Here is a 22,621-nt window from a genome sequence, read left to right as displayed (position 1 = left end):
AGGCACTCCGGATGCCGCGGAATCCGCGCAGGCGCGCGGGAATCAGAAGCGGATCGCCTCGATCACCTTCGAGCGCACCGCGATCGTGGCGGGGATGCTGCCGGCGATCGCGCCGACGACCGCCGAGACGAGCAGCCCGGTGATCGCGGCGGCCATCGGGAAGCCCGGCAGCTCGCCGCCCGACAGGCCCTGCGTCAGCAGCTCCTGCACGACCGGCAGCCGGTAGGCGAAGATGCAGACGGCGATGCCGATGCCGCCGGCCACCACGGTGCCGACCACCGACTCGAGCATGACGGCGACGAAGATGCGGCCGCGGCTGGCTCCGAAGGCTCGGCGGATGCCGAACTCGCGCACGCGCTGCCGGATCGAGACGACCGCGACGGTGATGAGGCCGAGCGCACCGAGCAGCAGGATGACCGCTGCGGTGCCGACGAGCGTGAGCTGCAGCGGCAGCAGCGGGTCGTAGTCGTCGCCCCACGCCTGCCAGTCGCTGCGCTGCGTGTCGACGCTCCAGCCCGGCAGCGCCCCGGTGAGGTCCTGGTTCAGCATCCGCTTGCCGTCGTCGGCCAGCTCCACCGGCACCCAGGCCTCCAGCCGCGGCGGGTTCATGTACGACATCGGCCCGCTCGTCTCGGGCACGCGCAGCAGGTCGCGCGGCAGCATCCACGCCTGCGGCCACTCGTCCTGCGAGCCGCGGTCGACGACGCCCACGACGACGGCCGTCGCGCCGCCGAGCTCGACCGTGCGCGCCGCCTCGAGGCTGCCGCCGATCGCGGCGAGCATGCCGCGGTTGACGACCACGGCGGGCGCGAGCCTCGCGCGGTCGCTCTCGACCAGGAAGCGGCCCTCGGCGACGGCCAGGTGCCGCATCACCGCGTGGTCGGGCTCGACGCCCTGCACGCCGACACCCTGCGTGCCCGAGACGCCCTGGAACATGACCTGCGCATCCGTGATCACGCTCGAGTACGCGATCTCGTAGCGCTCGACGGCGGCATCCATCGCGTCGATGATCGCGAGCGAGTCGGCGCTCGAGGGCGTGCCGGGGCCGGCGAACGGGTCGCCGCCCGGCTGCGCCTCCTGCCACAGGTTCACCTGGAGCGTGGCCGCCCGGCCGCTCTGCGACTCGAACGAGACCAGCAGCGTCGAGCGGGCCAGCTCGCCGATGGCGACGGATGCGGTGAGTGCGGCGATCGCGACCGTCACGCCGATGAGGCTCATCAGCACGCGGCCCCGGTGGATGCGCAGCTCGGTCCAGGCGTCCTGGATGGCGGCGACGACGTCGGTCATGCCGCCACCTGCTCGGTCGCCTCGAGCCGGCCGTCGACGATGCGCAGCATGCGGCGGGCGCGGGCGGCGACGGCGACGTCGTGCGTGATCGTGACGAGCGCGGCGCCGGCGTCGGCGGCGACCTCGTCGAGCAGATCCATGATGCGCCCTCCGGTCTCGATGTCGAGCGCGCCGGTGGGCTCGTCGGCGAGGATGAGCCGGGGGCTGCGCACGAGCGCCCTGGCGATCGCGACGCGCTGCTGCTCGCCGCCGGAGAGGTGGGTCGCCTTCGTGTGGATGCGGTGGCTGAGGCCGACGCGGTCGAGCATCTCGCTCGCCAGCCGGTGGCGCTGCCAGTAGCGCCTGCCCGCGCCGTAGTGCAGCGGCACCGCGACGTTCTCTGCCGCGGTGAGGCCCTCGATGAGGTTGAACTGCTGGAAGACGAAACCGACGCTCGCGCCGCGCAGCCGGTCGCGCATCCGCCCGCCCATGAGCGCGACGGGCTCCCCGTCGAGCTCGACGATGCCGGTGGTGGGCTGGTCGATCAGGCCCAGGATGTTCAGCAGCGTCGACTTGCCGGAGCCCGAGCGGCCCACGATCGAGACCCGGTCGTGCGCCGCCACGTCGAGGTCGACGCCCTTCAGGATCTGCAGCGCGGGCCCGTCGATGGTGGCGAACTGCCGGGTGACGCCGCGCAGGTGCAGCAGCGGCATCAGAACCCGCAGACGGCCGGGTCGGCGGTGGCGGGGTCGGCGCAGGGATCGACGGCGCCGGGCACGAACTGCAGCACCTCGTCGCCCTCGGACAGGCCCGCGCGCACCTCGACCGAGGTGCCGTCGCTGATGCCCAGCTCGATGCGCACCTCCTCGGGCTCGCCCGGCGTGCCGTCGCTGCCGACCGTCGGCCGGTAGACGATGCCGGCGTCGGCGCTGCCGAGCACCGCCGTCGTCGGCAGCACCAGCACGTCGGAGGCGGAGCCCGCGGCGAGCTCGAGCTTCGTCGACAGGCCCACGAACACGCGCACATCGTCGGGCACCGCGCAGGTGAGGGTCGCGCTCGCGCCGGTGGCAGCCTCCTCCCCCGTCGGCTGGCGGATGGCGACGTCGGCGCACTCGAAGGGCGCGGGGCCGGAGTCGATCGTGACGGTCGCCGACTCGGGCAGGCTCGTGAGCCGGTACTGGTCGGCGGCGCCCACGGAGGCGCGCACCAGATGCTGCGGCGGCTGCACGGCGCCCGCCTCGCCGGCCAGGTCGATCATCTGCCCGGCGAGCAGGTCGAAGCCGACCAGCGTGCCGGTCGCGGGCGCGCGCATGCTCCAGATCGCGGCGCTCGGCTCGCCGAGGTTGCCCTCGGCATCGGGCTCGGGCTCGGACTCGACCCGCACCGTGAAGAGCACCTCACCCTCGGCGACCTCGAGCCCGTCGTCGTAGTAGACGCGGGAGACCATGCCGGACTGCGTCGAGCGGATGGGCACCGCCTCGACCGGCACGACGGTGCCGTCGATCGAGACGGCATTCTCGATCGAGCCGCGCTCGACCATCGCCACCGGCTCGTCGAACATGGCGCCCGCCATCGGGCCCTCGGCGACCGCCGGCTCGCCCGAAGGGAAGAAGGCGAGTTTGACGAGCGCGATCGCGATGATCGCCGCCACGCCGATCTTCAGCATCGGCAGCACCCAGGTGCGCCAGGCGCCCGGGCCGCGGGCGGCCTTCTCGGCGCGGTGCAGCTGCTTGCGCTCCAGCGTCTCGAGCCGGTGCTGCTGCTTGGCCTGCCGCCGCGCTTCGCGGGGGCTCGCGGCGGCGTGCGAGGCGGGCGCGAACGCCTCGTCCATCGGTGAGCGCCCAGGGACGTGCTCGGCGGTCTGCTGGTGCGCGTCGGTCTGCGGGTGCGCGTCGTCGTGCTGCTCGGCCACGGCGTGGTCCTCTCGGCTGCCTCCTGCGGAGGAGTGGCAGCGCCGTGGTGCGTCGGCGCCCTGCCTGCCAACCTAGGGCAACCGTGCGCATCCGGCACTCATCCTGTCGGATGAGATCGGCCGCCGGCGTCGGCGCGGTCGCGCGCTGCGTGAGGGAACGTCTGCGCGGGGACCCCTTCGGGATCGGAGGACCCGTTGCGGCAAGCGCTGGACCCCTCCGAGATCCGGGGACCCGTTCGAACGGGTCCCTCGATCCCGAAGGGGTCCGCGAAGCAGCAGCTCAGGGCGGTCGAGGCGAAGCAGCAGCTCGCGGCGGTCGAGCTCAGGGCGGTCGAGGCGAAGCAGCAGCTCGCGGCGGTCGAGCTCGCGGCGGGCTACACCTCGATGACCACCGGCACGATCATCGGGCGGCGGCGGATGCGCGTGCCCACCCAGCGGCCGACGGTGCGGCGCACCACCTGCTGGTACTGCTGCGTGTCGCGCACGCCCTGCTCGCCCGCCTCGGCGAGCGCCTTGACGATCTTGGGTCGGATGTCGTCGAAGACCTTGTCGTCCTCGGCGAAGCCGCGCGCGTGGATCTCGGGGCCGACGATGACCTTGCCGGTCTGCGGCTCGAGCGCGATGAAGATGGAGATGAAGCCCTCCTCGGCGAGGATGCGGCGATCCTTCAGGTCGGCCTCGTCGAGGCGGCCCACCGACGAGCCGTCGACGTACACGAAGCCGATCTCGAGCTGGCCGGCGACGGTGATCCGGTGATCCTTCAGATCCCACACCGTGCCGTTCTCACCCACGTGCGCGCGCTCGCGCGGCACGCCGGTGTCGATCGCCAGCTGCGCCGCCGCGTGCAGGTGGCGGTACTCGCCGTGCACGGGGATGACGTTGGCCGGACCGAGGATGTTGTAGCAGTAGAGCAGCTCGCCCGCCGAGGCGTGGCCGGAGACGTGCACCTTGGCGCTGCCCTTGTGGACGACCTTCGCGCCCAGCTGCATGAGGCCGTTGATGATGCGGAAGACCGCGTTCTCGTTGCCCGGGATGAGGCTCGAGGCGAGGATGACGGTGTCGTCCTCGCCGACCTCGATGCGGTGCTCGCCGTTGACGATGCGGCTGAGCACGGCCATCGGCTCGCCCTGCGAGCCGGTCGACATGAAGACGACCTGGTTGCGAGGCATCTGCTCGGCCTTCTTCTGGTCGACCACGACGCCGTCGGGCACGATCAGGTAGCCGAGGTCGGCGGCGATGCCCATGTTGCGCACCATCGAGCGGCCCACGAAGGCGACCTTGCGGCCGTTCTCGGCCGCCGCATCCAGCACCTGCTGCACGCGGTGCACGTGGCTCGAGAACGAGGCGACGACGACCAGTCCCGTGGTCTTGGCGATCACCTGCGAGATGACGGGGCCGATCTCGCGCTCTGGGGCCGTGAACCCCGGGACGTCGGCGTTCGTGGAATCGACCAGGAACGCATCCACCCCCTCTTCTCCGAGGCGGGCGAAGGCGCGCAGGTCGGTGATGCGGTCGTCGAGCGGCAGCTGGTCCATCTTGAAGTCGCCCGTGTGCAGCACCAGGCCGGCCTTGGTGCGGATGGCGACCGCGAGCGCGTCGGGGATGGAGTGGTTGACCGCGATGTACTCGGTCTCGAACGGCCCGAGCTGCTCGATCTGCCCTTCCTTCACGGTGTGCGTGTAGGGCTTGATGCGGTGCTCCTTGAGCTTCGCCTCGATGAGCGCGAGCGTCAGCTTCGAGCCGAGCAGGGGGATGTCGGCCTTCAGTCGCAGCAGGTAGGGCACGGCCCCGATGTGATCCTCGTGGCCGTGCGTGAGCACGACGCCGACGACGTCGTCGAGGCGGTCGCGGATGGGCCCGAAGTCGGGCAGGATCAGGTCGACGCCGGGCTGGTGCTCCTCGGGGAAGAGCACGCCGCAGTCGACGATGAGCAGCTTGCCGTCGAGCTCGTACACCGTCATGTTGCGCCCGACCTCGCCGAGGCCGCCGAGCGGGAACATGCGGAGTGTGCCTGCCTTCAGCGGGGCAGGCTGGATGATGGCCGTCATAGGGCCCTCCTTCGTATTTGGCTCACCCGGTGATGCAGTGGTGGGTGAGCGGATGTGGTGGGTTGCGCGCAGCTCGCGCGCTCTGTCGTGTGTGGGGCATCCGTTCGATGCCGGTGTGTGCAGCCGGCTCGTCGCTATCGCGTCGTGCCGTGCACCTTGGGGAGCGCACCGCCTGCCGCAGCGTTGCGGTCGGGACGGAACTCGCTCAGGTCGAGGCCGTCGACACCCGTGACGAGTGCGAGCTCGTCTTCGATGAGCGCCGCCTCGGTGTCCTCCGGACCGACCAGCGGCAGGCGCACGCGCGGGCTGCCGATGCGGCCGAGGCCGTGCAGGATGTACTTCGCTGCAACGGTACCAGGCACATGCGTCATGACCGCCCGCACAAGCGGCTCGAGCGCCTGGTGCTGCGCCTGCGCGGTGTGCAGGTCGCCCGCGTTCACCGCGTCGATCATGGTGCGGTAGGGCTTGGCCGCGACGTTGGCGGTCACGCCGATGAGGCCCGAAGCGCCGATGGCCAGGTGCGGCAGCACGTTGGCGTCGTCGCCCGAGAAGTAGAGCAGATCGGTCTGGTTGAGCACTCGGCTGACCTCGGCGAAGTCGCCCTTGGCGTCCTTCACCGCGACGATGTTCGGGTGCTTGGCGGCCCGCAGGATCGTCTCGTAGCGGATCGGGATGCCCGTGCGGCCGGGGATGTCGTAGAGGATCACCGGCAGGTCGGTGGCGTCGGCGATCATGCGGAAGTGCGTCAGCACGCCCGCCTGGGTGGGCTTGTTGTAGTAGGGCGTGACGATCATGACGCCGTCGGCGCCGGCCGCCTCCGCCTGCTGGTTCAGATCGATGGCGTGGGCGGTCTCGTTGGAGCCGCCGCCCTGGATCACCTTGGCGCGGTCGCCCGCGACCGACTTCGCGACCTCGACGAGCTTGATCTTCTCGGGGTCGGTGAGGGTGGAGGTCTCGCCGGTGGTGCCGGAGACCACGATGCCGTCGACACCGTTTGTCGCGCAGTCGTCGATCAGCCGCTCGACGTCGTCCCAGTCGACCTCGCCGTCGGCGCGGAAGGGGGTGACGAGCGCAACCAGGACCTGGCCGAAGGGGTTCTCTCTCACTCACCCAGGGTACAGCGCCCGGTTGCACGGTTCTGAGCAGAGGAGATGTTCCCAGCAGAGGACGATCCGTCCTCCTCTCGTGACGGATCGCCCATCGCTCCTCAATTGGGGACGCCGCATCGTACGATCGGCGGATGGGTGGGCGAGCGTCGGTGCGACTGGTGGAGCCGAGCGAGGCGCGGCACGCGTCGTGGCTCGCGTCGATGCGCGAGTTCGGCGGCGCGGTGCTGCACTGCTACTCGACCTTCGGCTTCGAGATCGACGAGCTCACGACCGCGGAGGGCTTCGCGCGCTGGCTCGAGCTCCAACGACTGCAGCAGCGCCGGGGGCTCGACGGCCGCGTGCCCGCGACCTGCTGGTGGATCGTCGACGAGGCTGCGCCCGGCGAGGTGCTCGGCTCCATCCACCTGCGGCACGTGCTCAACGACTGGCTGCTCGCAGAGGGCGGCCACATCGGCTACGGCGTGCGGCCGGCCGCACGTGGTAGCGGGATGGCGAGCGCCGCGCTGCGGCTGGTGCTCGAGCGGGCACGCGCGATGGGCATCGAGCGGGTGCTGATCTGCTGCGACGACAACGCGCCCTCGCGCGCCACGATCGTGGGCGCGGGCGGCGAACTCGAGGACGTGCGCACCGGCGCGGACGGCGGCCGCGTCGAGCGCTACTGGATCGATCTGCGCTGAGGCCGGCGCGCCGACGAGCGTCGACCGGCTGGGGCAGCGCGACCGGCTGCAGCCGCGCCGACGGGCGTCGACCACCGGGCTGCTTCAGCCGCGGGCGCGCTCGAGGGTGCGGTAGGCGTAGCGCAGCCCCGAGGTGCTCTCGTGCCACCCCGTGGCCGGGTCGCGCGCGGTCTCGCGCCACAGCGCATCCGCCGTGCCCGTCACAGGCTCGGGGGCGGTGGTGTCTCCGGATGCGTCGAGGTCGATGTCGGTGATCTCGAGTCGGTCGGCGCGATCGATGGCGTCGCGGTAGACGCGGCCGCCGCCGATGATCCACACCTCGCCGTCGGCGCCGCCCGCTTCGGCGAGCAGCGCGCGGGCCGCGGACAGCGCCTCGTCGAGGCTGCCGACCGTGCGGGCGCCGGCCGCGCCGTAGTCGGAGTTGGAGGTGATGACGATGTTGTCGCGGCCCGGGAGCGGCCGGAAGCGCTCGGGGAACGATTCCCACGTGCGCCGGCCCATGATCACCGGGTGGCCCATCGTGACCGCCTTGAAGCGCGCCATGTCCTCCGGCAGGCGCCAGGGCATGTCGCCGGCCTCACCGATGACGCCGCCGCGCGCCTGCGCCCAGATCATGCCGAGCATCCGCCTGCCCTCCCCCGCCGCTCGCTGCTCAGACCGCGACCGGCGCCTTGATGCCGGGGTGGTGCTCGTAGCCGACCACCTCGAAGTCGTCGAGCGTGTAGTCGAGGATGCTGTCGGGCGTGCGGGTGAGGCGCAGCGTCGGCAGGGCGTACGGCTCGCGGGCGAGCTGGCGCTCGACCTGCTCGACGTGGTTGTCGTAGATGTGGCAGTCGCCGCCGGTCCAGACGAAGTCGCCCACCTCGAGGCCGGTCTGCTGCGCGACCATGTGGGTCAGCAGCGCGTAGCTGGCGATGTTGAAGGGCACGCCGAGGAACATGTCGGCCGAGCGCTGGTACAGCTGGCAGCTCAGGCGGCCATCGGTGACGTCGAACTGGAAGAACGCGTGGCAGGGGGCGAGCGCCATCTCGGGGATGTCGGCCGGGTTCCAGGCGGAGACGATGTGGCGGCGGCTGTCGGGGTTCGTGCGGATCGACTCGACCACCTGCGCGATCTGGTCGATCGTGCCGCCGTGCGGGTCGGGCCACGAGCGCCACTGCACGCCGTAGACCGGGCCGAGCTCGCCGTCCTCGTCGGCCCACTCGTCCCAGATGGTGACGCCCTGGTCGCGCAGCCACTGCACGTTGGTCTCGCCGCGCAGGAACCACAGCAGCTCGGCCGCGATCGATTTGAAGTGCACGCGCTTGGTGGTGATGAGCGGGAAGCCCTCGCTGAGGTCGTAGCGCAGCTGCCGGCCGAACACGCTGCGGGTGCCCGTGCCGGTGCGATCGCCCTTGTGCTCGCCGTTGGCGAAGACGTCGGCGAGCAGCGCCTCGTAGGGGTGGGCGGATGCGTCGGGTCGCGCGGGCGCGCCCGTGGCGGTCGTGTGCTCAGTCATGGTGCCTCCTGTGCTCCAGTCTCCCGCAGCTTCCGCAGTTCGAGCGCCTTGCGGGCAGCCATGCGGGCGCGCTTGCGATCGCGCGCGGCGTCGTATGCCATCGACAGCCGCAGCCACGACTGCCAGGACCCGGGGTGCGCCTCCACGTCGGCCTTCGCGACCGGGAAGGCATGCTCGGCGGCGGCCGTGTCGGCGCGGCCGGACGCGGTGGCCGGCAGCGGCGCGGGCATGCCGCCCTCGGCGGCGAGGGCCCGCACGGCACGGTCGAGGCGGATGCCGAAGACGAGCTCGGACGCGAGCGCCCACGCGCCGACGATGGTGAAGACCGCCAGCGCGACGCCCACCACGATGCTCAGCGGCGTGCCGGTGAGCAGGAAGCCGATCGCGAGCCCGCCGGCGACCACCACGTAGAGGGCGAGCGCCGCCGCGATCACGAGGGCGAGCGCCCTGGCGGTGCGGGTGCGAGCGGCGGGGCCGGCGCCGGGGCCGGCGCCCGGACCGGCGCTCGCACCAAGCGTCCCGGGTATGCCGTCAGCGGACGTGCCTGCAGCGGACATGCCGGCAGCGGGCTGGTCGGTGGCGGGGCCGTCGCTCGGGTCGCTCACGCGAGGCCCAGCAGGTCGCCGATGCCGACCGTCACGCCAGGCTGCGGCTCGGCGCGCAGCGCCAGCAGGATGCCCGCCGAGTACGAGTCGCTCGAGGAGGTGTCGTGGCGGATCGTGAGCGTCTCGCCGACGCCGCCGAAGATGACCTCCTGGCGGGCGACGACACCGGGCAGCCGGATGGCGTGCACGGGCACGCCCGCGATGATCTCGCCGCGGCCGGGCTCGTCGGGCGTCGCCGGCCGGAAGCCGCGCACCGCGCCGATCGCCTCCGCGGTGCGGGTGGCGGTGCCGCTGGGGGCGTCGCGCTTGCGGTCGTGGTGCGCCTCGACCACCTCGACGGCCTCGAAGTGCTGCGCCGCGATGGTCGCCAGGTGCGTCTCGAGCACGCTGCCGAGCGAGAAGTTGGGCACGATGCGGATGCGCTGGGCACCTCGGTCACGGAGGGCGCCGATGCGCTCGTCGCTCCAGCCGCTGGTCGCGATGACGAGCGGCGTGCCCGCCTCGGTCGCTGCCTCCACGAGCTTCGCGCTGGCGGCCAGCACGGTCGCGTCGAAGACGACGTCGAGCCCCGTGAGCTCGAACCCCTCGCGCACGTCGATCTCGACCGGCTCGAGGTCGTCGGCCTCCTGCGCCAGCCGCAGCGCGAGCGAGCCGAGCCGCCCGGTGGAGCCTGCGATGCCGACGCGCCTGGTTCCTGCCATGGCATCAAGCCTACGGCCACCGGGGAGCGGGTCGGGGCGGTCGTAGAGTTGCCGGGTGCCCATCACGATCGCTCCCGAGGACCCGGCGACCGAGGTCGCCCAGTCGCTGCTGCAGGCCTACTTCACCGACCGCGCCATCACCTTCATCGGCGGCGTCTACACGCCGAAGCCCGCCGATCCGGCGACGCTCCGCGCGCCCGATGGCGCGTTCCTGGTGGCCTGGCGTGACGACGAGCCGGTCGGCTGCGGCGCCCTGCGGCGGCTCGCGCCGGAGCGCTTCGAGGTGAAGCACCTGTACGTCGCGCCGGCCGGCCGCGGTCGGGGCACCGGCGCAGCGCTGCTGGCCGCGCTCGAGGCGCGCGCCGTCGAGCTCGGGGCGAGCGAGGTCGTGCTCGACACCAACAAGGCGCTCGCGGCCGCCAACGGCCTCTACGCGAGCCGCGGCTACGCATCCATCGCCGCCTACAACGACAACCCGAACGCGACGAGCTGGTTCCTGAAGCCGCTCGCTCAATAGGGCTGCGGGAGCGGCATGCCGGTGCGCTCCTCGGCGGGCAGGTGGCCGAGGTCGTTGTGCACCACGAGCTGCGGCGGCTTGCCGGTGCGGCGGCGGATGATCGTGAGGCCGCAGTTGGCCTGGTTGAGGCTCATCCACTGCCACTCGGGCGACTGCATGACCTCGCGCACGAACCAGCCGATGACGAAGTTGTGGGTGACCAGCAGCTCGTTCACGTCGCCGCGCGAGGGGCGCAGCCACTGCTCCCCCGCGTCGTGCATCTGCGCCGCGCCGGCCTCGGCCTCCTCGGGGCGGACGCTCTCGAGGAAGCGGTGGAAGCCCGCCGGCGTGTGCTCGGTCTTGCCGGAGGGGATGCAGTCGAGCAGCAGCGACGACTTCTCGAACTCGACCGCGGGCAGCCGCTGCTGCATGATCGACGCCGTCTCGGTCGCGCGGGTGAGCGGCGACATCCACGCGTGATCGAAGTGCACGCCCGAGAGCCGCTGCGCGATCGCCTGCGCCTGCCGCACGCCTCGGGCGGAGAGCTTGCCGTCGTCGACGCCATGCTCCGCATCGAGCTGCTCACCGTGTCGGACGAGGTAGAGCAGGTGCGCCATCATTCCTCCGGGTGGGCGCGCCGATGCGCCCGATCGTCGATTGCTGCGGGCACGCCAACGCGCCCTTCTCACTAGCGAGCGGCTGGGACCGCTGCCTCCACCGTATCCCGCCCGCCGCTGGACACGAGCGCCTCGAGCCCCTCCGGCACCTGCCCGACCGCCGAGATCGAGCGTGCGCCGCCCGCGAGCTCCGCCGCCAGGGCGCGCACATCCGCGTCGGTGACCCGCTCGATGCGCTCGAGCGTCGCGTCGATGTCGAGGTACTCGCCGAGCGTCAGCTCCGCCCGACCCAGCCGCGCCATGCGCGTGTCGCTCTCCTCGAGCGCGAGCGCCGAGCCGCCGGCCAGCTGGCCCTTGGCACGGCGCAGCTCCTCGTCGCTCGCGCCCTCCGCCAGCCGCTCGAGCTCGGCGAGCATGAGCGTGGCCACCTCGAGCGTCTTGTGCGGCTGGCAAGCCGCGGCCATGCCCATCAGGCCCGCGTCGGCGTAGCCGGAGGCGAAGGAGTAGACCGAGTAGGCCAGGCCGCGCCGCTCGCGGATCTCCTGGAACAGCCGGGAGGACATGCCGGCGCCCAGCACGGCGTTGAGCACCGCCATGGTGCTGCGGCGGGGGTCGATCGCGGTGAGCCCGGGCGTGCCGATCATGAGGCTGACCTGCTCGAGCGGGCGCCGCACGACCGTGAGCCCGCCGGCGGTGTACGGCTGCAGGGCGCCGTCGCGGCGCGCCTTGGGCTCCGCATCCGTGAGCGACCAGCCGTAGCGGCCCAGCGCCTCCTGCAGCTGCTCGACCACCGTGTCGTGGTCGACCGCGCCGGCGACCGTGACGACGAGGTCGCTCGCGTCGTAGTGCTCGCGGTAGTGCTCGGCGACCCGGTCGCGCGAGACGGCGCGGATCGACTCGTTCGTGCCGCCGATCGGGCGGCCCAGCGGCGCCTCGAGGCCGTGCACGAGCTCGCTCAGCCGCTCCCCCGCGACATCGCCGGGGTCGTCGTCGGCCATCGCGAGCTCTTCCAGGATGACTTCCCGCTCGTGCTCGAACTCGGTCGCGTCGAGCAGCGAGGAGGTCACCATGTCGGCGAGCACGTCGACGGCCATGCCCAGGTCGCGGTCGCGCACCTTGGCGTAGTAGCAGGTGTGCTCCTTGGCGGTGAGCGCGTTGTGCTCGCCGCCCACCTCGTCGAAGGCGACGGCGATGTCGAAGGCCGTGCGGGTGGGCGTGCCCTTGAACAGCAGGTGCTCGAGGAAGTGCGTCGCGCCGCGCGCGTCCTCGCGCTCGTCGCGCGAGCCCACCGGCACCCAGAAGCCCACCGAGGCGCTCGCCGCCCCCGGCACCTGCTCGGTGAGCACGCGCACGCCGCTGGGCAGCACGCTCCTGCGCACCACCGCGTCGCCCGCGGCGTTGATGACGATCTCTGGGGTCTCGAGCGGCAGGGCGACAGCAGGCATCCGTCGATTCTACCCGCGCATGCACAGACGACGGATGCCCCCACCCGGCCGGGTGAGGGCATCCGTCGTCGTGCCTGTGGCTCGGTTACTCCGCGGAGTCGGCCGAGACCGAGGACACCGAGGACTCGGCGTCGCCGGCTGCGGCGGTCGGGGCGACCGGCTCGCTGTCGTCGACGACCTCGAGCGAGAGCTTGCCGCGGTCATCGATCTTGGTGATCTGCACCTGGATCTTCTGACCGACCGAGACGACGTCCTCGACGGCCTCGATGCGCTTGCCGCCGTTGAGGGCGCGCATGGCCGTCACGTGCAGCAGGCCGTCGCGGCCGGGCATGAGCGAGACGAAGGCGCCGAACGACGCGATCTTCACGACCGTGCCGAGGAAGCGCTCGCCGGGCTCGGGGTTGGAGGGGTTGGCGATCGCGTTGACCGCGGCGCGCGCGGCCTCCGCCGAGGGACCGTCGACGGCGCCGATGTAGACGACGCCCGAGTCCTCGATCGAGATCTGGGCACCCGTGTCGTCCTGGATCTGGTTGATCGTCTTGCCCTTCGGGCCGATCAGCTCGCCGATCTTGTCGACCGGGATCTGCACGCTGATGACGCGCGGCGCGGTGGGCGCCATCTCGTCCGGGGCGTCGATGGCGGCGTTCAGGACCTCGAGGATCTTGGTGCGCGCCTCCTTCGCCTGCGTCAGCGCACCCGTGAGCACCGAGGCCGGCAGGCCCGAGAGCTTGGTGTCGAGCTGGATGGCCGTGATGTACTCCGGCGTGCCGGCGACCTTGAAGTCCATGTCGCCGAGCGCGTCCTCAGCGCCCAGGATGTCGGTGAGCGCCGCATAGCGGGTCTCGCCGTTCACCGTGTCGCTGACCAGGCCCATCGCGATGCCCGCGACCGGCGCCTTGAGCGGCACGCCGGCGTTGAGCAGCGCGAGCGTCGAGGCGCAGACCGAGCCCATCGACGTCGAGCCGTTCGAGCCCAGCGCCTCAGAGACCTGGCGGATCGCGTAGGGGAAGTCCTCACGGCTGGGCAGCACGGGCATGAGCGCGCGCTCAGCCAGGGCGCCGTGGCCGATCTCGCGGCGCTTCGGGCTGCCGACGCGGCCCGTCTCACCGGTCGAGTACGGCGGGAAGTTGTAGTTGTGCATGTAGCGCTTCGTGGTGACAGGGCTGAGCGAGTCGATCTGCTGCTCGAGCTTGAGCATGTTCAGCGTGGTGATGCCCATGATCTGGGTCTCGCCGCGCTGGAAGATCGCGGAGCCGTGCACGCGCGGCACGACGGCCACCTCGGCGTCGAGGGGACGGATGTCGGCGAGGCCGCGACCGTCCATGCGCACGCCCTCGGAGAGGATGCGTCCGCGGACGACCTCCTTGGTGACGGCCTTGTAGGCGCCGGAGACGTCGCCGGCGATGCTCGGCGAGAGCTCGCCGCGCTCGATGCGCTCGTTGATCTGCTGCTTGACCTGCTCCTTGAGCGCGTCGTCGGCGTCCTGGCGCTCGAGCTTGCCGGCGATCTGGTAGACCTCGGCCAGCCGGTCCTTGGCGATGCCGCGGACGGCCTCCAGGGCCTCGTCGGTGTACGGCGGGAAGAGCGGGTACTCCTGCGTCTCCTTGGCTGCGGTCTTGGCGACCTCCGCCTGGGCGGCGACGAGCTGCTTGATGAACGGCTTCGATGCCTCGAGGCCCTGCGCGACGACCTCCTCGGTCGGCTTCACGGCGCCGCCCTCGATGAGCAGCCACGAGTTGTCGGTGGCCTCGGCCTCGACCATCATGATCGCGACGTCCTCGACGCCCGCGGCATCGGTGACCACGCGGCCGGCGACGACCATGTTGAACACGGCCTGCTCGAGCTGCGAGTGCTTCGGGAAGGCGACCCACTGGCCGTCGATGAGCGCGACGCGCACGCCGCCGATGGGGCCGTCGAAGGGCAGGCCGCTCAGCTGCGTCGACATCGATGCCGCGTTGATCGCGAGCGAGTCGTAGATCTCGTCGGGGTCGATCGCCAGCACGGTGACGACGACCTGCACCTCGTTGCGGATGCCCTCCACGAACGACGGGCGCAGCGGCCGGTCGATGAGGCGGCAGGTCAGGATGGCGTCGGTCGAGGGGCGGCCCTCACGACGGAAGAACGAGCCGGGGATGCGGCCGGCGGCGTACATGCGCTCCTCGACGTCCACCGTCAGCGGGAAGAAGTCGAAGTGGTCCTTCGGGTGCTTCGAGACGCTCGTGGCGCTCAGCAGCATCGTCTCCTCGTCGATGTACGCGACCGCGGCGCCCTGAGCCTGCTGCGCGAGGCGGCCGGTCTCGAAGCGGACGGTGCGGGTGCCGAAGCGGCCGTTGTCGATGACGGCTTCGGCGAATGTGATCTCTGGACCTTCCATGAAGGTCACTCCTCTCCTGTGCCCAGCGAGGGCACGACAAGACGGTCGTGCGCCGATCGCGGCGCGGAGTGGTCATCAGTGGAGAGCGACGAAGCGAGTTCGGCATCCTCCACCAACGACCAGCTCTCGAGCGATTGCGAGTGGGGCGCGCGCCGACCGCAGACGCGGTCCGGGCAAGGCTACCAGCCCGGGCCCGCAAACAGCAGAAGGGCCGCCCCCGCGGGGACGGCCCTCCGTGAACGCTTGGGAAGGCTAGCGGCGCAGGCCGAGACGCTCGATGAGCGTGCGGTAGCGCGTGATGTCAACATCCTGGAGGTAGCCGAGCAGGCGGCGACGCTGACCGACGAGCAGCAGCAGACCACGACGCGAGTGGTGGTCGTGCTTGTGCTCCTTCAGGTGCTCCGTGAGGTCGAGGATGCGGCGCGACAGCATCGCGACCTGCACCTCGGGGCTCCCGGTGTCGCCCTCGTGCGTGGCGTACTCCTCGATGATGGCCTTCTTGATATCTGCGTTCAGGCTCATGTAGGGGCCCCTCTCTCCTCGCAGCGCGGTGCCCGGGCTGGATGCACGAGCGCTCTTTGTCCGCGGCCGATTCACGGCAACCGGCCAAGACTACCAGGTCACGGCGCCCTCCGGCGGCGCGGTTCCGAACGCCGGTCAGCGGCGCTGCGGCCAGGCCGGCTCCAGATCGCCGAAGCGCTGCACGCGCGTGCCCGCGTGCGCCGCCACGGGCATCCCCTGCTGCATCTGCACCGGCTGGCCGATCGCGACGGTCGCCATCGCGCGGCGCAGGTGCATGAGCTTCGCCAGCAGGCCCGCCTCGTCGGCCACGTGCCGCGCGCGGTCGCGCCCGACCAGCGCGTGCTGCCGGTGGTTGGCCAGCCGGGTGGAGGTCTGGATGTACTGCTGCATCTGCTTGCGCAGCCCGCGCCGCCTGCTCCAGTCCATCAGCAGCGAGCGCCCGTCGCCGGAGGAGAGCAGCTCGACCTCCTCGTAGCTGAACCAGCCGGCGCGGCCGTAGTCGTGCAGCCGCACGCGGGTGATCTGCTTCTCCTGCCGCAGCAGCAGCCACACGACCCCCGCCGCGAGCAGGCACAGCGGCACCTGCACCACCAGGTAGTAGACGAAGAAGCCGAGGGTGCCGCCCGGCACCCACCAGCTCGCCGAGTTCCACAGCGCGTGCAGCAGCGCCGAGACCAGGTGCCCGGCCGGGAACGCCAGCAGGATCCACCAGCGGCTGCGCAGCCTGGCAGCGAAGCCCAGCGCCAGGCCGATGCCGACGGAGGTGAAGATGGCGTGGGTGAGCGGGCTCATGATGCCGCGCATGAAGAAGATGAACGAGCCGTCGCCGCTCTCGCTGATCGAGGTGCCGAAGTAGAGGATGTTCTCGGTGAAGGCGAAGCCCGCCGCCGAGAGCGCCGCGAACACGATGCCGTCGACCGGGCCGTCGAACGCCTTCCGGAAGAACAGGAACATGATGACCACCGGGATGGCCTTCCACAGCTCCTCGGTGATCGGCGCCTGCACGACCGTCGCGTAGAACTCGAACTGCTCCTGCGACTGGAGGAGCGGCACCACGAGCGGCTGCAGCACCGTCTCGTTCACCCACAGCGTCAGCAGCACCGCTGCGATGCCGCCCCACAGCGCCGCGAACCACATCGCGATGCGAGGCTCCGGCTCCCAGCGGTCGATGGCGAGCACCGCCCAGATGACGAAGCCGAGCGGGAACAGCGCCATCAGGCCCGAGCCGGCGACCAGCGCCGAATCGCCGATCGCGCCGTTGAGGATGAAGATCACGGCCACCGATGCGAGCGCCAGCACGACGACGCCGATCACACCGGCGATGAACCCAACGTCGGGGCCGGACCGAGGCGCGAACGGGGACGGCTGGGCGGGGGCACTCACCCCGGGATCGTATCGGGCAGTGCCCCGCCTGGCCGCACCGCGCGGCGAGCGGCTCGGTTCAGGAGCGCTCGTCCTCCGGCAGCTGCTCGGGGACGATCACCGGCATCGCCTGCGTGACCGGCTGCAGGCCCGACAGGCGTGCAGGCGCGAGCAGCTTCTCCACCCGCTCACGATCCATCAGGCCGCTGTCGACGACCAGGTCGGCGATCGACTTGTGGCTGGTGAGCGCCTCGTGCGCGAGCTTCGCCGAGTCGGCATAGCCGAGGTAGGGCGTGAGCGCGGTGACGACGCCGACCGAGCTGCCGACCATCAGCGCCAGCCGCTCGTGGTTGGCCTCGATGCCGTCGATGCAGTTGACCCGCAGCGTCATGCACGCCTGCGTCATCCAGTGCAGGCTCTGCAGGATCTGGTGCGTGATGACCGGCTCGAAGGCGTTCAGCTGCAGCTGGCCGGCCTCCGACGCCGCCGTGACCGTCGCATCCGACCCGATGACGGCGAACGCGACCTGGTTCACGACCTCGGGGATGACGGGGTTGACCTTGCCGGGCATGATCGACGATCCGGCCTGCTTCGCCGGCAGGGAGATCTCGCCGAGGCCCGCCTGCGGGCCGGAGGAGAGCAGGCGCAGGTCGTTGCAGATCTTCGACAGCTTCACGGCGCAGCGCTTCAGCGCACCCGAGACCGTCATGAACACGCCGGTGTCGCTGGTCGCCTCGATGAGGTCGCTCGCGGTGACGATCGGCAGGCCGGTGAGCTCGGCCAGGTGCCGGCTGGCGGCCGCCGCGTAGCGCGGATCGGCGGTGATGCCGGTGCCGATCGCGGTGGCGCCCAGGTTGACCTCCGAGAGCCACTTGATGGTCTCCTCGAGCCGGTCGTAGTCCTCGCGCAGCGTCACCGCGAAGCCCCGGAACTCCTGCCCGAGGGTCATCGGCACCGCGTCCTGCATCTGCGTGCGGCCGACCTTGAGCACGTCACGGAACTCGACCGCCTTCGCGTCCAACGCATCCGTCAGCCTCGCCAGCTCGTCGAGCAGCCGGCGCAGCGTGAACGACATGGCGACCTTGATCGAGGTGGGGTAGGTGTCGTTCGTCGACTGCGAGCGGTTGACGTCGTCGATGGGGCTGAAGTGCTCGTAGGTGCCCTTCGGGTGGCCGAGCTCGACCAGCGCGGCGTTCGCGATCACCTCATTGGTGTTCATGTTGGTCGACGTGCCGGCGCCGCCCTGGATGACGCCCACCTTGAACTGGTCGTGCAGCTCGCCCGCCCGGATGCGCACGCAGATCTGGTCGATCAGATCGGCCTTGTCTGCGTCGAGCGAGCCGATCTCCTTGTTCGCCCGCGCGCACGCCTGCTTGACCACCGCGAGCGCGTTGACGAGGTCGGAGTAGACCGAGATGGAGCGGCCGGTGATCGGGAAGTTGATCAGCGCGCGCTCGGTGTGGATGCCCCAGTAGGCCTCGGCAGGCACGGGCAGCTCGCCGAGCGAGTCGCGCTCCATGCGGGTCGGGCCCGTGTACGTGCGCTCCCCCTGCGGTGCCGGGTCGAGCTTGTATGCGGGGACATCGGTCATTGCTGGCTCCATTGCCTGGTCAGTGCCTCGTGGGCGGCGGTCGATCGGTGCGGCTGGGTGGGACCGCGCCACGAGCCTAGCCCGGCGCGCATCACGATGCCCGGCGCCTCGCGGCGCGCATCGCCTCCCCCAGCGCGGCGATGCCGAGCTCGACCTCGGCGAAGGTCGTCGACAGCGGCGACAGGCCGATGCGGATGCCGTCGGGCGCCCGGAAGTCGCCGAGCACCCCCTGCTGCCAGAGGGCGGCGTTCACGGCAGAGAACGACGGATGCGTCACCGTCAGGTGACTGCCCCGGTGCGGCCCGGCGGGCGGGCTGGCGAGCACCGCGCGGTCGCCGTCCTCGCCGTGGGAGAGCACGTGCTCGTGCAGCGCCGCCTCGGCGAAGCCGGTGAGCGCGATCGACTTCTCGCGGATGGCAGCGATCCCCACCTGCTCGATCAGCTCGAGCATCGCCTCGAGCGCGACGGTGGCGAGCACCGGCGGGGTGCCGCTGAGGAAGCCGCGCAGGTCGCCGGCGGCGCGGTAGTGCCGCTCCATGCCGAACACGTCGGCGGCGCCCATCCACCCCTGGATGGGCTGGGCGAGCTCGCCCTGCAGCCGCTGGGCGACGTAGCCGAAGGCGGGCGAGCCGGGCCCGCCGTTCAGGTACTTGTAGGTGCAGCCGACCGCCAGGTCGACGCCGGCCGCGTCCAGCTCAGTCGGGATGACACCTGCCGAGTGACACAGATCCCACAGCATCAGGGCGCCCGCCTCGTGCGCGGCGGCGGTGATGGCGGGCAGGTCGGCGACGTAGCCGGAGCGGTAGGCGACGTGGCTGAGCAGCACGAGCGCGGTGCGCTCGCCGACGGCCTCCTGCACCTGCTCGAGGGTGACGCCGCTCGCGGGGTCGGCTTCGATCCAGCGGATGGTCATGCCGCGCTCGGCGGCGACGCCCTCGACGATGAAGCGGTCGGTCGGGAAGTTGTCGTCGTCGATGACGATCTCGGTGCGCGCCGGGTGCGCCGCCAGCTGCGCGTCGACGGCGGCGCGCACGAGCTTGTAGAGCAGCACGGTCGTCGAGTCGCCGATGAAGGCCTGGCCGGCGGCGGCGCCGACGAGCGCGCCGAGGCGGTCGCCGAGGGCGAAGGGCCGCTCCATCCACTGCTCGTCCCAAGCGCGGATGAGGCGGCCGCCCCAGTCGCGCTCGACGAAGCCGGCGAAGCGCTCAGGCAGCGACGCGAGCGGGCGCCCGAGCGAGTTGCCGTCGAGGTAGGAGACGACGTCGCCGCCGCGCACGAAGGCGCTCGTGTGCGCGGCGAGCGGGTCGGCGGCGTCGAGCTGCGCCGCCAGGGCGGCGGTGCCGCCGTCGGCAGGTGCGGCGGCGCCGGGGTCTGCGGTGGTCATGCGTCCTCCTCCGTATCGAATTCCTCCAGGTCGACGTCCTCCGTGTCGAACCAGGTGTACGGCAGCGAGCCCGCCCGGTGCAGGTTCGCGACGACCGACTCGTCGTCGTGCACCTGGGCAAAGAAGATGCCGAGCGTCGGCCCGGGCGGCAGCAGCCACTCGGCGAGCAGCGCGTCGACGAGCGCGGTGCCCTCGATGCCCGCCTGCCGCAGCGCGGCGATCTCGTTCGGGTCGATGGTGAAGCGGCGCAGGCCGTTGCCGAGGTCGGTGCCGTACGCGACCGCTCCCCCGCTCGCGGCGAATCGCGCCAGGTTGTCGGTGGCGCGGGCGAAGCCGAGCTCGTCGCCGTCGCGGCCGTGCATCGCGAGCGTCGAGATCCAGGTCTGACTCGCGGCCGCGGCGCGGATGACGTCGTCGCTCAGCCGCTCCGTCCAGGGCGTGTGCGCGAGCACGTCGACCCCTGCCGCCAGCGCCCGCTCGACCTGCCCGTGACCCTGCGCGTGTGCGACGAGCGGCAGCGCCACGGCGCGCGCCTCCGCCGCGAGCGCCCCGAGCAGCGCGTCGTCGGGCACCGGCCCTGCCTCGCTGTTGAGCGTGACCTTGATGGCGGATGCGCCTGCCGCGGCCTGGGCGCGCACCGAGCGCGCCGCGGCGGCCGGGTCGGCGAGCTCGGCGACCGAGCCCGGCGGCGCCCACGAGCGACCGGACGGGTAGCCGCCGGCCGCCGCGTGGAAGGGGCCGGCGAAGCGCGCGTCGAGCCCGCGGTGCGCGCTGTGCGCCGCATCGATCAGCCCCGGGAGCGCTTCCGGCGCCCAGCCGAGATCGAGCATGCGGCCGAGCGCGCTCGGCCCCGACAGCGCGGCGTCGGCGAGCCCCAGGTGCACGTGGGCGTCGGTGATCGGCGGCAGCAGCGCGCCCTCGATGCGCCGGAGTCGCCGCGGCAGTGCCTGGCCCTCCGGCACGAGCCGCATCCCGGTGTCACTGAGCTCGACCACCGCATCCGTCACCCAGTGACCGCCGATGCGCGCCCGATCCACCCGGGCGATGATCGGGAGGCTCACTCCTCGATCCGGGTGCGCACGACGTAGAGCTCGGGGAAGAAGGTGAGCTCGAGCGCGCGCTTGAGGAAGTCGACGCCGCTCGAGCCGCCGGTGCCGTGCTTCATGCCGATCGTGCGGGTGACCGTGCGCAGGTGGCGGAAGCGCCAGAACTGGAAGTTGTCCTCGAGGTCGACGAGCTCCTCGCAGGCCTCGTAGGCGCGCCAGTCCTCGTCGACGTCGGGTCGGCCGGCGTCCTCGTAGATCTTCTGGAACACCGGCACGAGCGCCTCGGTGTAGACGTGCGCCTTGGTGACGTCGCGCTCGAGGAGCTCGGCGGGCACGTCGTGGCCGCGGCGGGCGAGCAGCCGCAGGAACTCGTCGTACAGGCTCGGCCGGTGCAGCTCGGCCTCGAGCGCCGCGTGATCGGCCGGGTTCGATTCGAACACCTGCAGCATGCGGGCGTGCTTGTTGCCGAGCGCGAACTCGACCTGCCGGTACTGGGCGCTCTGGAAGCCGGAGGCGCTCGCGAGCGAGCCGCGGAACTGCGCGTACTCGGTGGGCGTGAGGGTGGCGAGCACCGACCACTGCTGCGTCAGCACCTCCTGGATGTGCTTGACGCGCGCGATGCGCTTGAGCGCCGCGCCCAGGTCGTCGCTCGCCAGCAGCCGGCGGGCGTCGTCGAGCTCGTGGATGACGAGCTTGAGCCACAGCTCGGTGGTCTGGTGCTGGATGATGAACAGCAGCTCGTCGTGGTGCTCTGGGCTGCTCTTGGGGTGCTGCGAGGCGAGCAGCGTGTCGAGGCCGAGATAGCTGCCGTAGGTCATGCGCTCGCGCAGGTCGGTGACGACGCCCTCCTCGATCTCGCGGGTGTTGTCCTCGACGCTCACGGCAGCCTCCTCGTTGCTGGGTCGCCCCACGGTAACGCGCCGGGCGGGCGCTTCGTCAGGGCGGCGTTCACGGTTCGACGGACACGGATCGGCGGCCACGCTTGAGCCGCCACGGATCGGCGGCGCGCTCACCGGGTGGCGATGAGCGCGGTCGCGCCGATCTCGTCGTCGCTGCGCACCTCGATCGCCGAGAAGCCGACCGCTTCGAGGATCGCCGCCGCCGTCTCCACCTGGTGCGGGGCGACCTCGGTGACGGCGATGCCGCCGGTGCGGAGGTGCGCGGCCATCGCGGTGGCGTGCTCGCCGAGCGGGTCGAGGCCGTCGATGCCGCCGTCGAGCGCGAGCGCCGACTCGTACTCGAGCGTGTCGTGCGGCAGGTGCACGAGCTCGGCGGTGGGCACGTAGGGCAGGTTGGCGGCGATGACGTCGAAGAGGGCGGATGCGCTGCTGCCGGCAGGCGCGCCGGCGCCGGTCGCGTCGGTGCCGGTCACGTCGGCGCCGGTCGCGTCGGCGCCGGGTCTCCCAGTGCCGGGCGTCCTGCTGCCGGCCGGCGGCAGGCCGTGCAGCGCCTCGATCTCGTTCGCGCGCACCACCACGGCTCCCGGCAGGTTGACCTGCGCGCAGCGCACGGCGGCCGGGTCGGCGTCGATCGCCACCACCTCGATGCCCGGCACGCGGTGCATCGCGAGCGCCGCGATGGCGCCCGTGCCGCACCCGAGATCGAGCAGGCGCGGTGCGGGATCGCCGGGCGCGCGCCGGTCGGCGAGCTCGCGCAGCCGGTCGGCGACGATGGTCGCCAGCAGCACGGTGCGGCGGCGGGGCACGAACACGCCCGCGTGCACCGCCACGCGCAGCTCGGCGAAGGCGGCGCTGCCGACGATGTGCTCGATCGGCTCGCCGAGCGTGCGGCGATCGACCCAGGCGGGCAGGATCGCGAGGTCGTCGTCCGCCTCGGCAGCAGCCTGCAGCTCTGCCAGCTCCTCCTCGGCGAACACGCTGCCGGCGCCGCGCAGCTTGGCGAGCAGCTCGGCTTCCTCGGCGTCATAGCCATGCGGTGCAGCGGGTTCCATCGGTGCCGACGATAGCC

General features: G+C 71.9%; 21 protein-coding genes. 2 read left to right on the top strand and 19 right to left on the bottom strand.

What is annotated here, in order from left to right:
* Window positions 1-42 precede the first annotated feature (42 nt).
* From J1M46_RS02375 to dapA, 5 genes are all read right to left on the bottom strand, one after another.
* Window positions 43-1,287, bottom strand: coding sequence for an ABC transporter permease (locus tag J1M46_RS02375; RefSeq protein ID WP_206446361.1), 1,245 nt, complete (start codon window positions 1,285-1,287; stop codon window positions 43-45).
* On the bottom strand, window positions 1,284-1,979 hold the full coding sequence (locus tag J1M46_RS02370) for an ABC transporter ATP-binding protein (protein ID WP_206446360.1): 696 nt from the start codon (window positions 1,977-1,979) through the stop codon (window positions 1,284-1,286). The genes J1M46_RS02375 and J1M46_RS02370 overlap by 4 nt, the downstream gene beginning before the upstream one ends.
* A complete protein-coding gene (locus tag J1M46_RS02365) occupies window positions 1,979-3,178 on the bottom strand; it encodes an efflux RND transporter periplasmic adaptor subunit (protein WP_206446359.1) in 1,200 nt (399 codons plus the stop codon). The genes J1M46_RS02370 and J1M46_RS02365 overlap by 1 nt, the downstream gene beginning before the upstream one ends.
* Window positions 3,179-3,552: 374 nt before the next feature.
* Window positions 3,553-5,226 (bottom strand): ribonuclease J, encoded by a 1,674-nt coding sequence (locus J1M46_RS02360; protein ID WP_241248982.1) that lies wholly within the window; start codon window positions 5,224-5,226, stop codon window positions 3,553-3,555.
* 134 nt (window positions 5,227-5,360) lie between these two features.
* Window positions 5,361-6,332: a 4-hydroxy-tetrahydrodipicolinate synthase gene (dapA, locus tag J1M46_RS02355; RefSeq protein WP_206446358.1), complete on the bottom strand. Its 972-nt coding sequence runs from the start codon at window positions 6,330-6,332 to the stop codon at window positions 5,361-5,363.
* Window positions 6,333-6,466: 134 nt separating this feature from the next.
* On the opposite strand from dapA, the gene J1M46_RS02350 reads away from it, so the two are divergent.
* A complete protein-coding gene (locus J1M46_RS02350; protein ID WP_206446357.1) occupies window positions 6,467-7,012 on the top strand; it encodes a GNAT family N-acetyltransferase in 546 nt (181 codons plus the stop codon).
* An 84-nt stretch (window positions 7,013-7,096) separates the two neighbouring features.
* Here J1M46_RS02350 and J1M46_RS02345 read toward each other — a convergent pair whose 3' ends face one another.
* Genes J1M46_RS02345 through dapB form a run of 4 tightly spaced genes read right to left on the bottom strand, consistent with a single transcriptional unit; the run spans window position 7,097 to window position 9,816 of the window.
* Window positions 7,097-7,636 carry a dihydrofolate reductase gene (locus J1M46_RS02345; RefSeq protein ID WP_206446356.1) on the bottom strand — a complete coding sequence of 180 codons (540 nt, stop codon included), beginning with the start codon at window positions 7,634-7,636 and terminating at the stop codon, window positions 7,097-7,099.
* Between the two features lie 28 nt (window positions 7,637-7,664).
* A complete protein-coding gene (locus tag J1M46_RS02340) occupies window positions 7,665-8,510 on the bottom strand; it encodes a thymidylate synthase (RefSeq protein ID WP_206446355.1) in 846 nt (281 codons plus the stop codon).
* Window positions 8,507-9,115, bottom strand: a complete 609-nt coding sequence (locus tag J1M46_RS02335) for a hypothetical protein (protein ID WP_241248981.1) — start codon at window positions 9,113-9,115, stop codon at window positions 8,507-8,509. The genes J1M46_RS02340 and J1M46_RS02335 overlap by 4 nt, the downstream gene beginning before the upstream one ends.
* Window positions 9,112-9,816: a 4-hydroxy-tetrahydrodipicolinate reductase gene (gene dapB / locus J1M46_RS02330; protein WP_206446354.1), complete on the bottom strand. Its 705-nt coding sequence runs from the start codon at window positions 9,814-9,816 to the stop codon at window positions 9,112-9,114. The genes J1M46_RS02335 and dapB overlap by 4 nt, the downstream gene beginning before the upstream one ends.
* 55 nt (window positions 9,817-9,871) lie before the next feature.
* Between dapB and J1M46_RS02325 the strand changes: the two genes are divergently transcribed.
* Complete coding sequence (locus J1M46_RS02325; protein ID WP_342384232.1) at window positions 9,872-10,333, top strand: GNAT family N-acetyltransferase; 462 nt, start codon at window positions 9,872-9,874, stop codon at window positions 10,331-10,333.
* Here the strand turns inward: J1M46_RS02325 and J1M46_RS02320 are convergent.
* From J1M46_RS02320 to J1M46_RS02275, 10 genes are all read right to left on the bottom strand, one after another.
* The gene (locus J1M46_RS02320; protein ID WP_206446353.1) at window positions 10,327-10,929 is read right to left on the bottom strand and encodes a histidine phosphatase family protein; all 603 of its coding nucleotides are present in this window, start codon (window positions 10,927-10,929) and stop codon (window positions 10,327-10,329) included. The genes J1M46_RS02325 and J1M46_RS02320 overlap by 7 nt on opposite strands.
* Before the next feature lie 71 nt (window positions 10,930-11,000).
* Window positions 11,001-12,374 (bottom strand): M16 family metallopeptidase, encoded by a 1,374-nt coding sequence (locus tag J1M46_RS02315; protein ID WP_206446352.1) that lies wholly within the window; start codon window positions 12,372-12,374, stop codon window positions 11,001-11,003.
* 85 nt (window positions 12,375-12,459) lie between these two features.
* Window positions 12,460-14,748: a polyribonucleotide nucleotidyltransferase gene (locus J1M46_RS02310; RefSeq protein WP_206446351.1), complete on the bottom strand. Its 2,289-nt coding sequence runs from the start codon at window positions 14,746-14,748 to the stop codon at window positions 12,460-12,462.
* A gap of 252 nt (window positions 14,749-15,000) precedes the next feature.
* Window positions 15,001-15,270: a 30S ribosomal protein S15 gene (rpsO, locus tag J1M46_RS02305; protein WP_092914884.1), complete on the bottom strand. Its 270-nt coding sequence runs from the start codon at window positions 15,268-15,270 to the stop codon at window positions 15,001-15,003.
* Between the two features lie 135 nt (window positions 15,271-15,405).
* Window positions 15,406-16,653 carry a PrsW family glutamic-type intramembrane protease gene (locus J1M46_RS02300; protein ID WP_206446350.1) on the bottom strand — a complete coding sequence of 416 codons (1,248 nt, stop codon included), beginning with the start codon at window positions 16,651-16,653 and terminating at the stop codon, window positions 15,406-15,408.
* Between the two features lie 58 nt (window positions 16,654-16,711).
* Entirely contained in the window at window positions 16,712-18,223 is a 1,512-nt protein-coding gene (locus tag J1M46_RS02295) for an aspartate ammonia-lyase (RefSeq protein ID WP_206446349.1), read from the bottom strand.
* Between the two features lie 91 nt (window positions 18,224-18,314).
* Window positions 18,315-19,607, bottom strand: coding sequence for a kynureninase (locus J1M46_RS02290; protein ID WP_206446348.1), 1,293 nt, complete (start codon window positions 19,605-19,607; stop codon window positions 18,315-18,317).
* Window positions 19,604-20,668 carry a hypothetical protein gene (locus J1M46_RS02285; protein ID WP_206446347.1) on the bottom strand — a complete coding sequence of 355 codons (1,065 nt, stop codon included), beginning with the start codon at window positions 20,666-20,668 and terminating at the stop codon, window positions 19,604-19,606. The genes J1M46_RS02290 and J1M46_RS02285 overlap by 4 nt, the downstream gene beginning before the upstream one ends.
* Complete coding sequence (locus tag J1M46_RS02280) at window positions 20,665-21,534, bottom strand: tryptophan 2,3-dioxygenase family protein (protein WP_206446346.1); 870 nt, start codon at window positions 21,532-21,534, stop codon at window positions 20,665-20,667. Before J1M46_RS02280 ends, J1M46_RS02285 begins: the two co-directional genes overlap by 4 nt.
* Before the next feature lie 128 nt (window positions 21,535-21,662).
* On the bottom strand, window positions 21,663-22,604 hold the full coding sequence (locus J1M46_RS02275) for a N5-glutamine methyltransferase family protein (protein ID WP_206446345.1): 942 nt from the start codon (window positions 22,602-22,604) through the stop codon (window positions 21,663-21,665).
* Window positions 22,605-22,621: the final 17 nt, after the last annotated feature.

It is taken from the genome of Agrococcus sp. KRD186 (assembly GCF_017168255.1).
Classification (GTDB): domain Bacteria; phylum Actinomycetota; class Actinomycetes; order Actinomycetales; family Microbacteriaceae; genus Agrococcus.
Note: the sequence above shows the minus strand (reverse complement) of the source record. Positions and strands in the feature narration are given on the sequence as shown.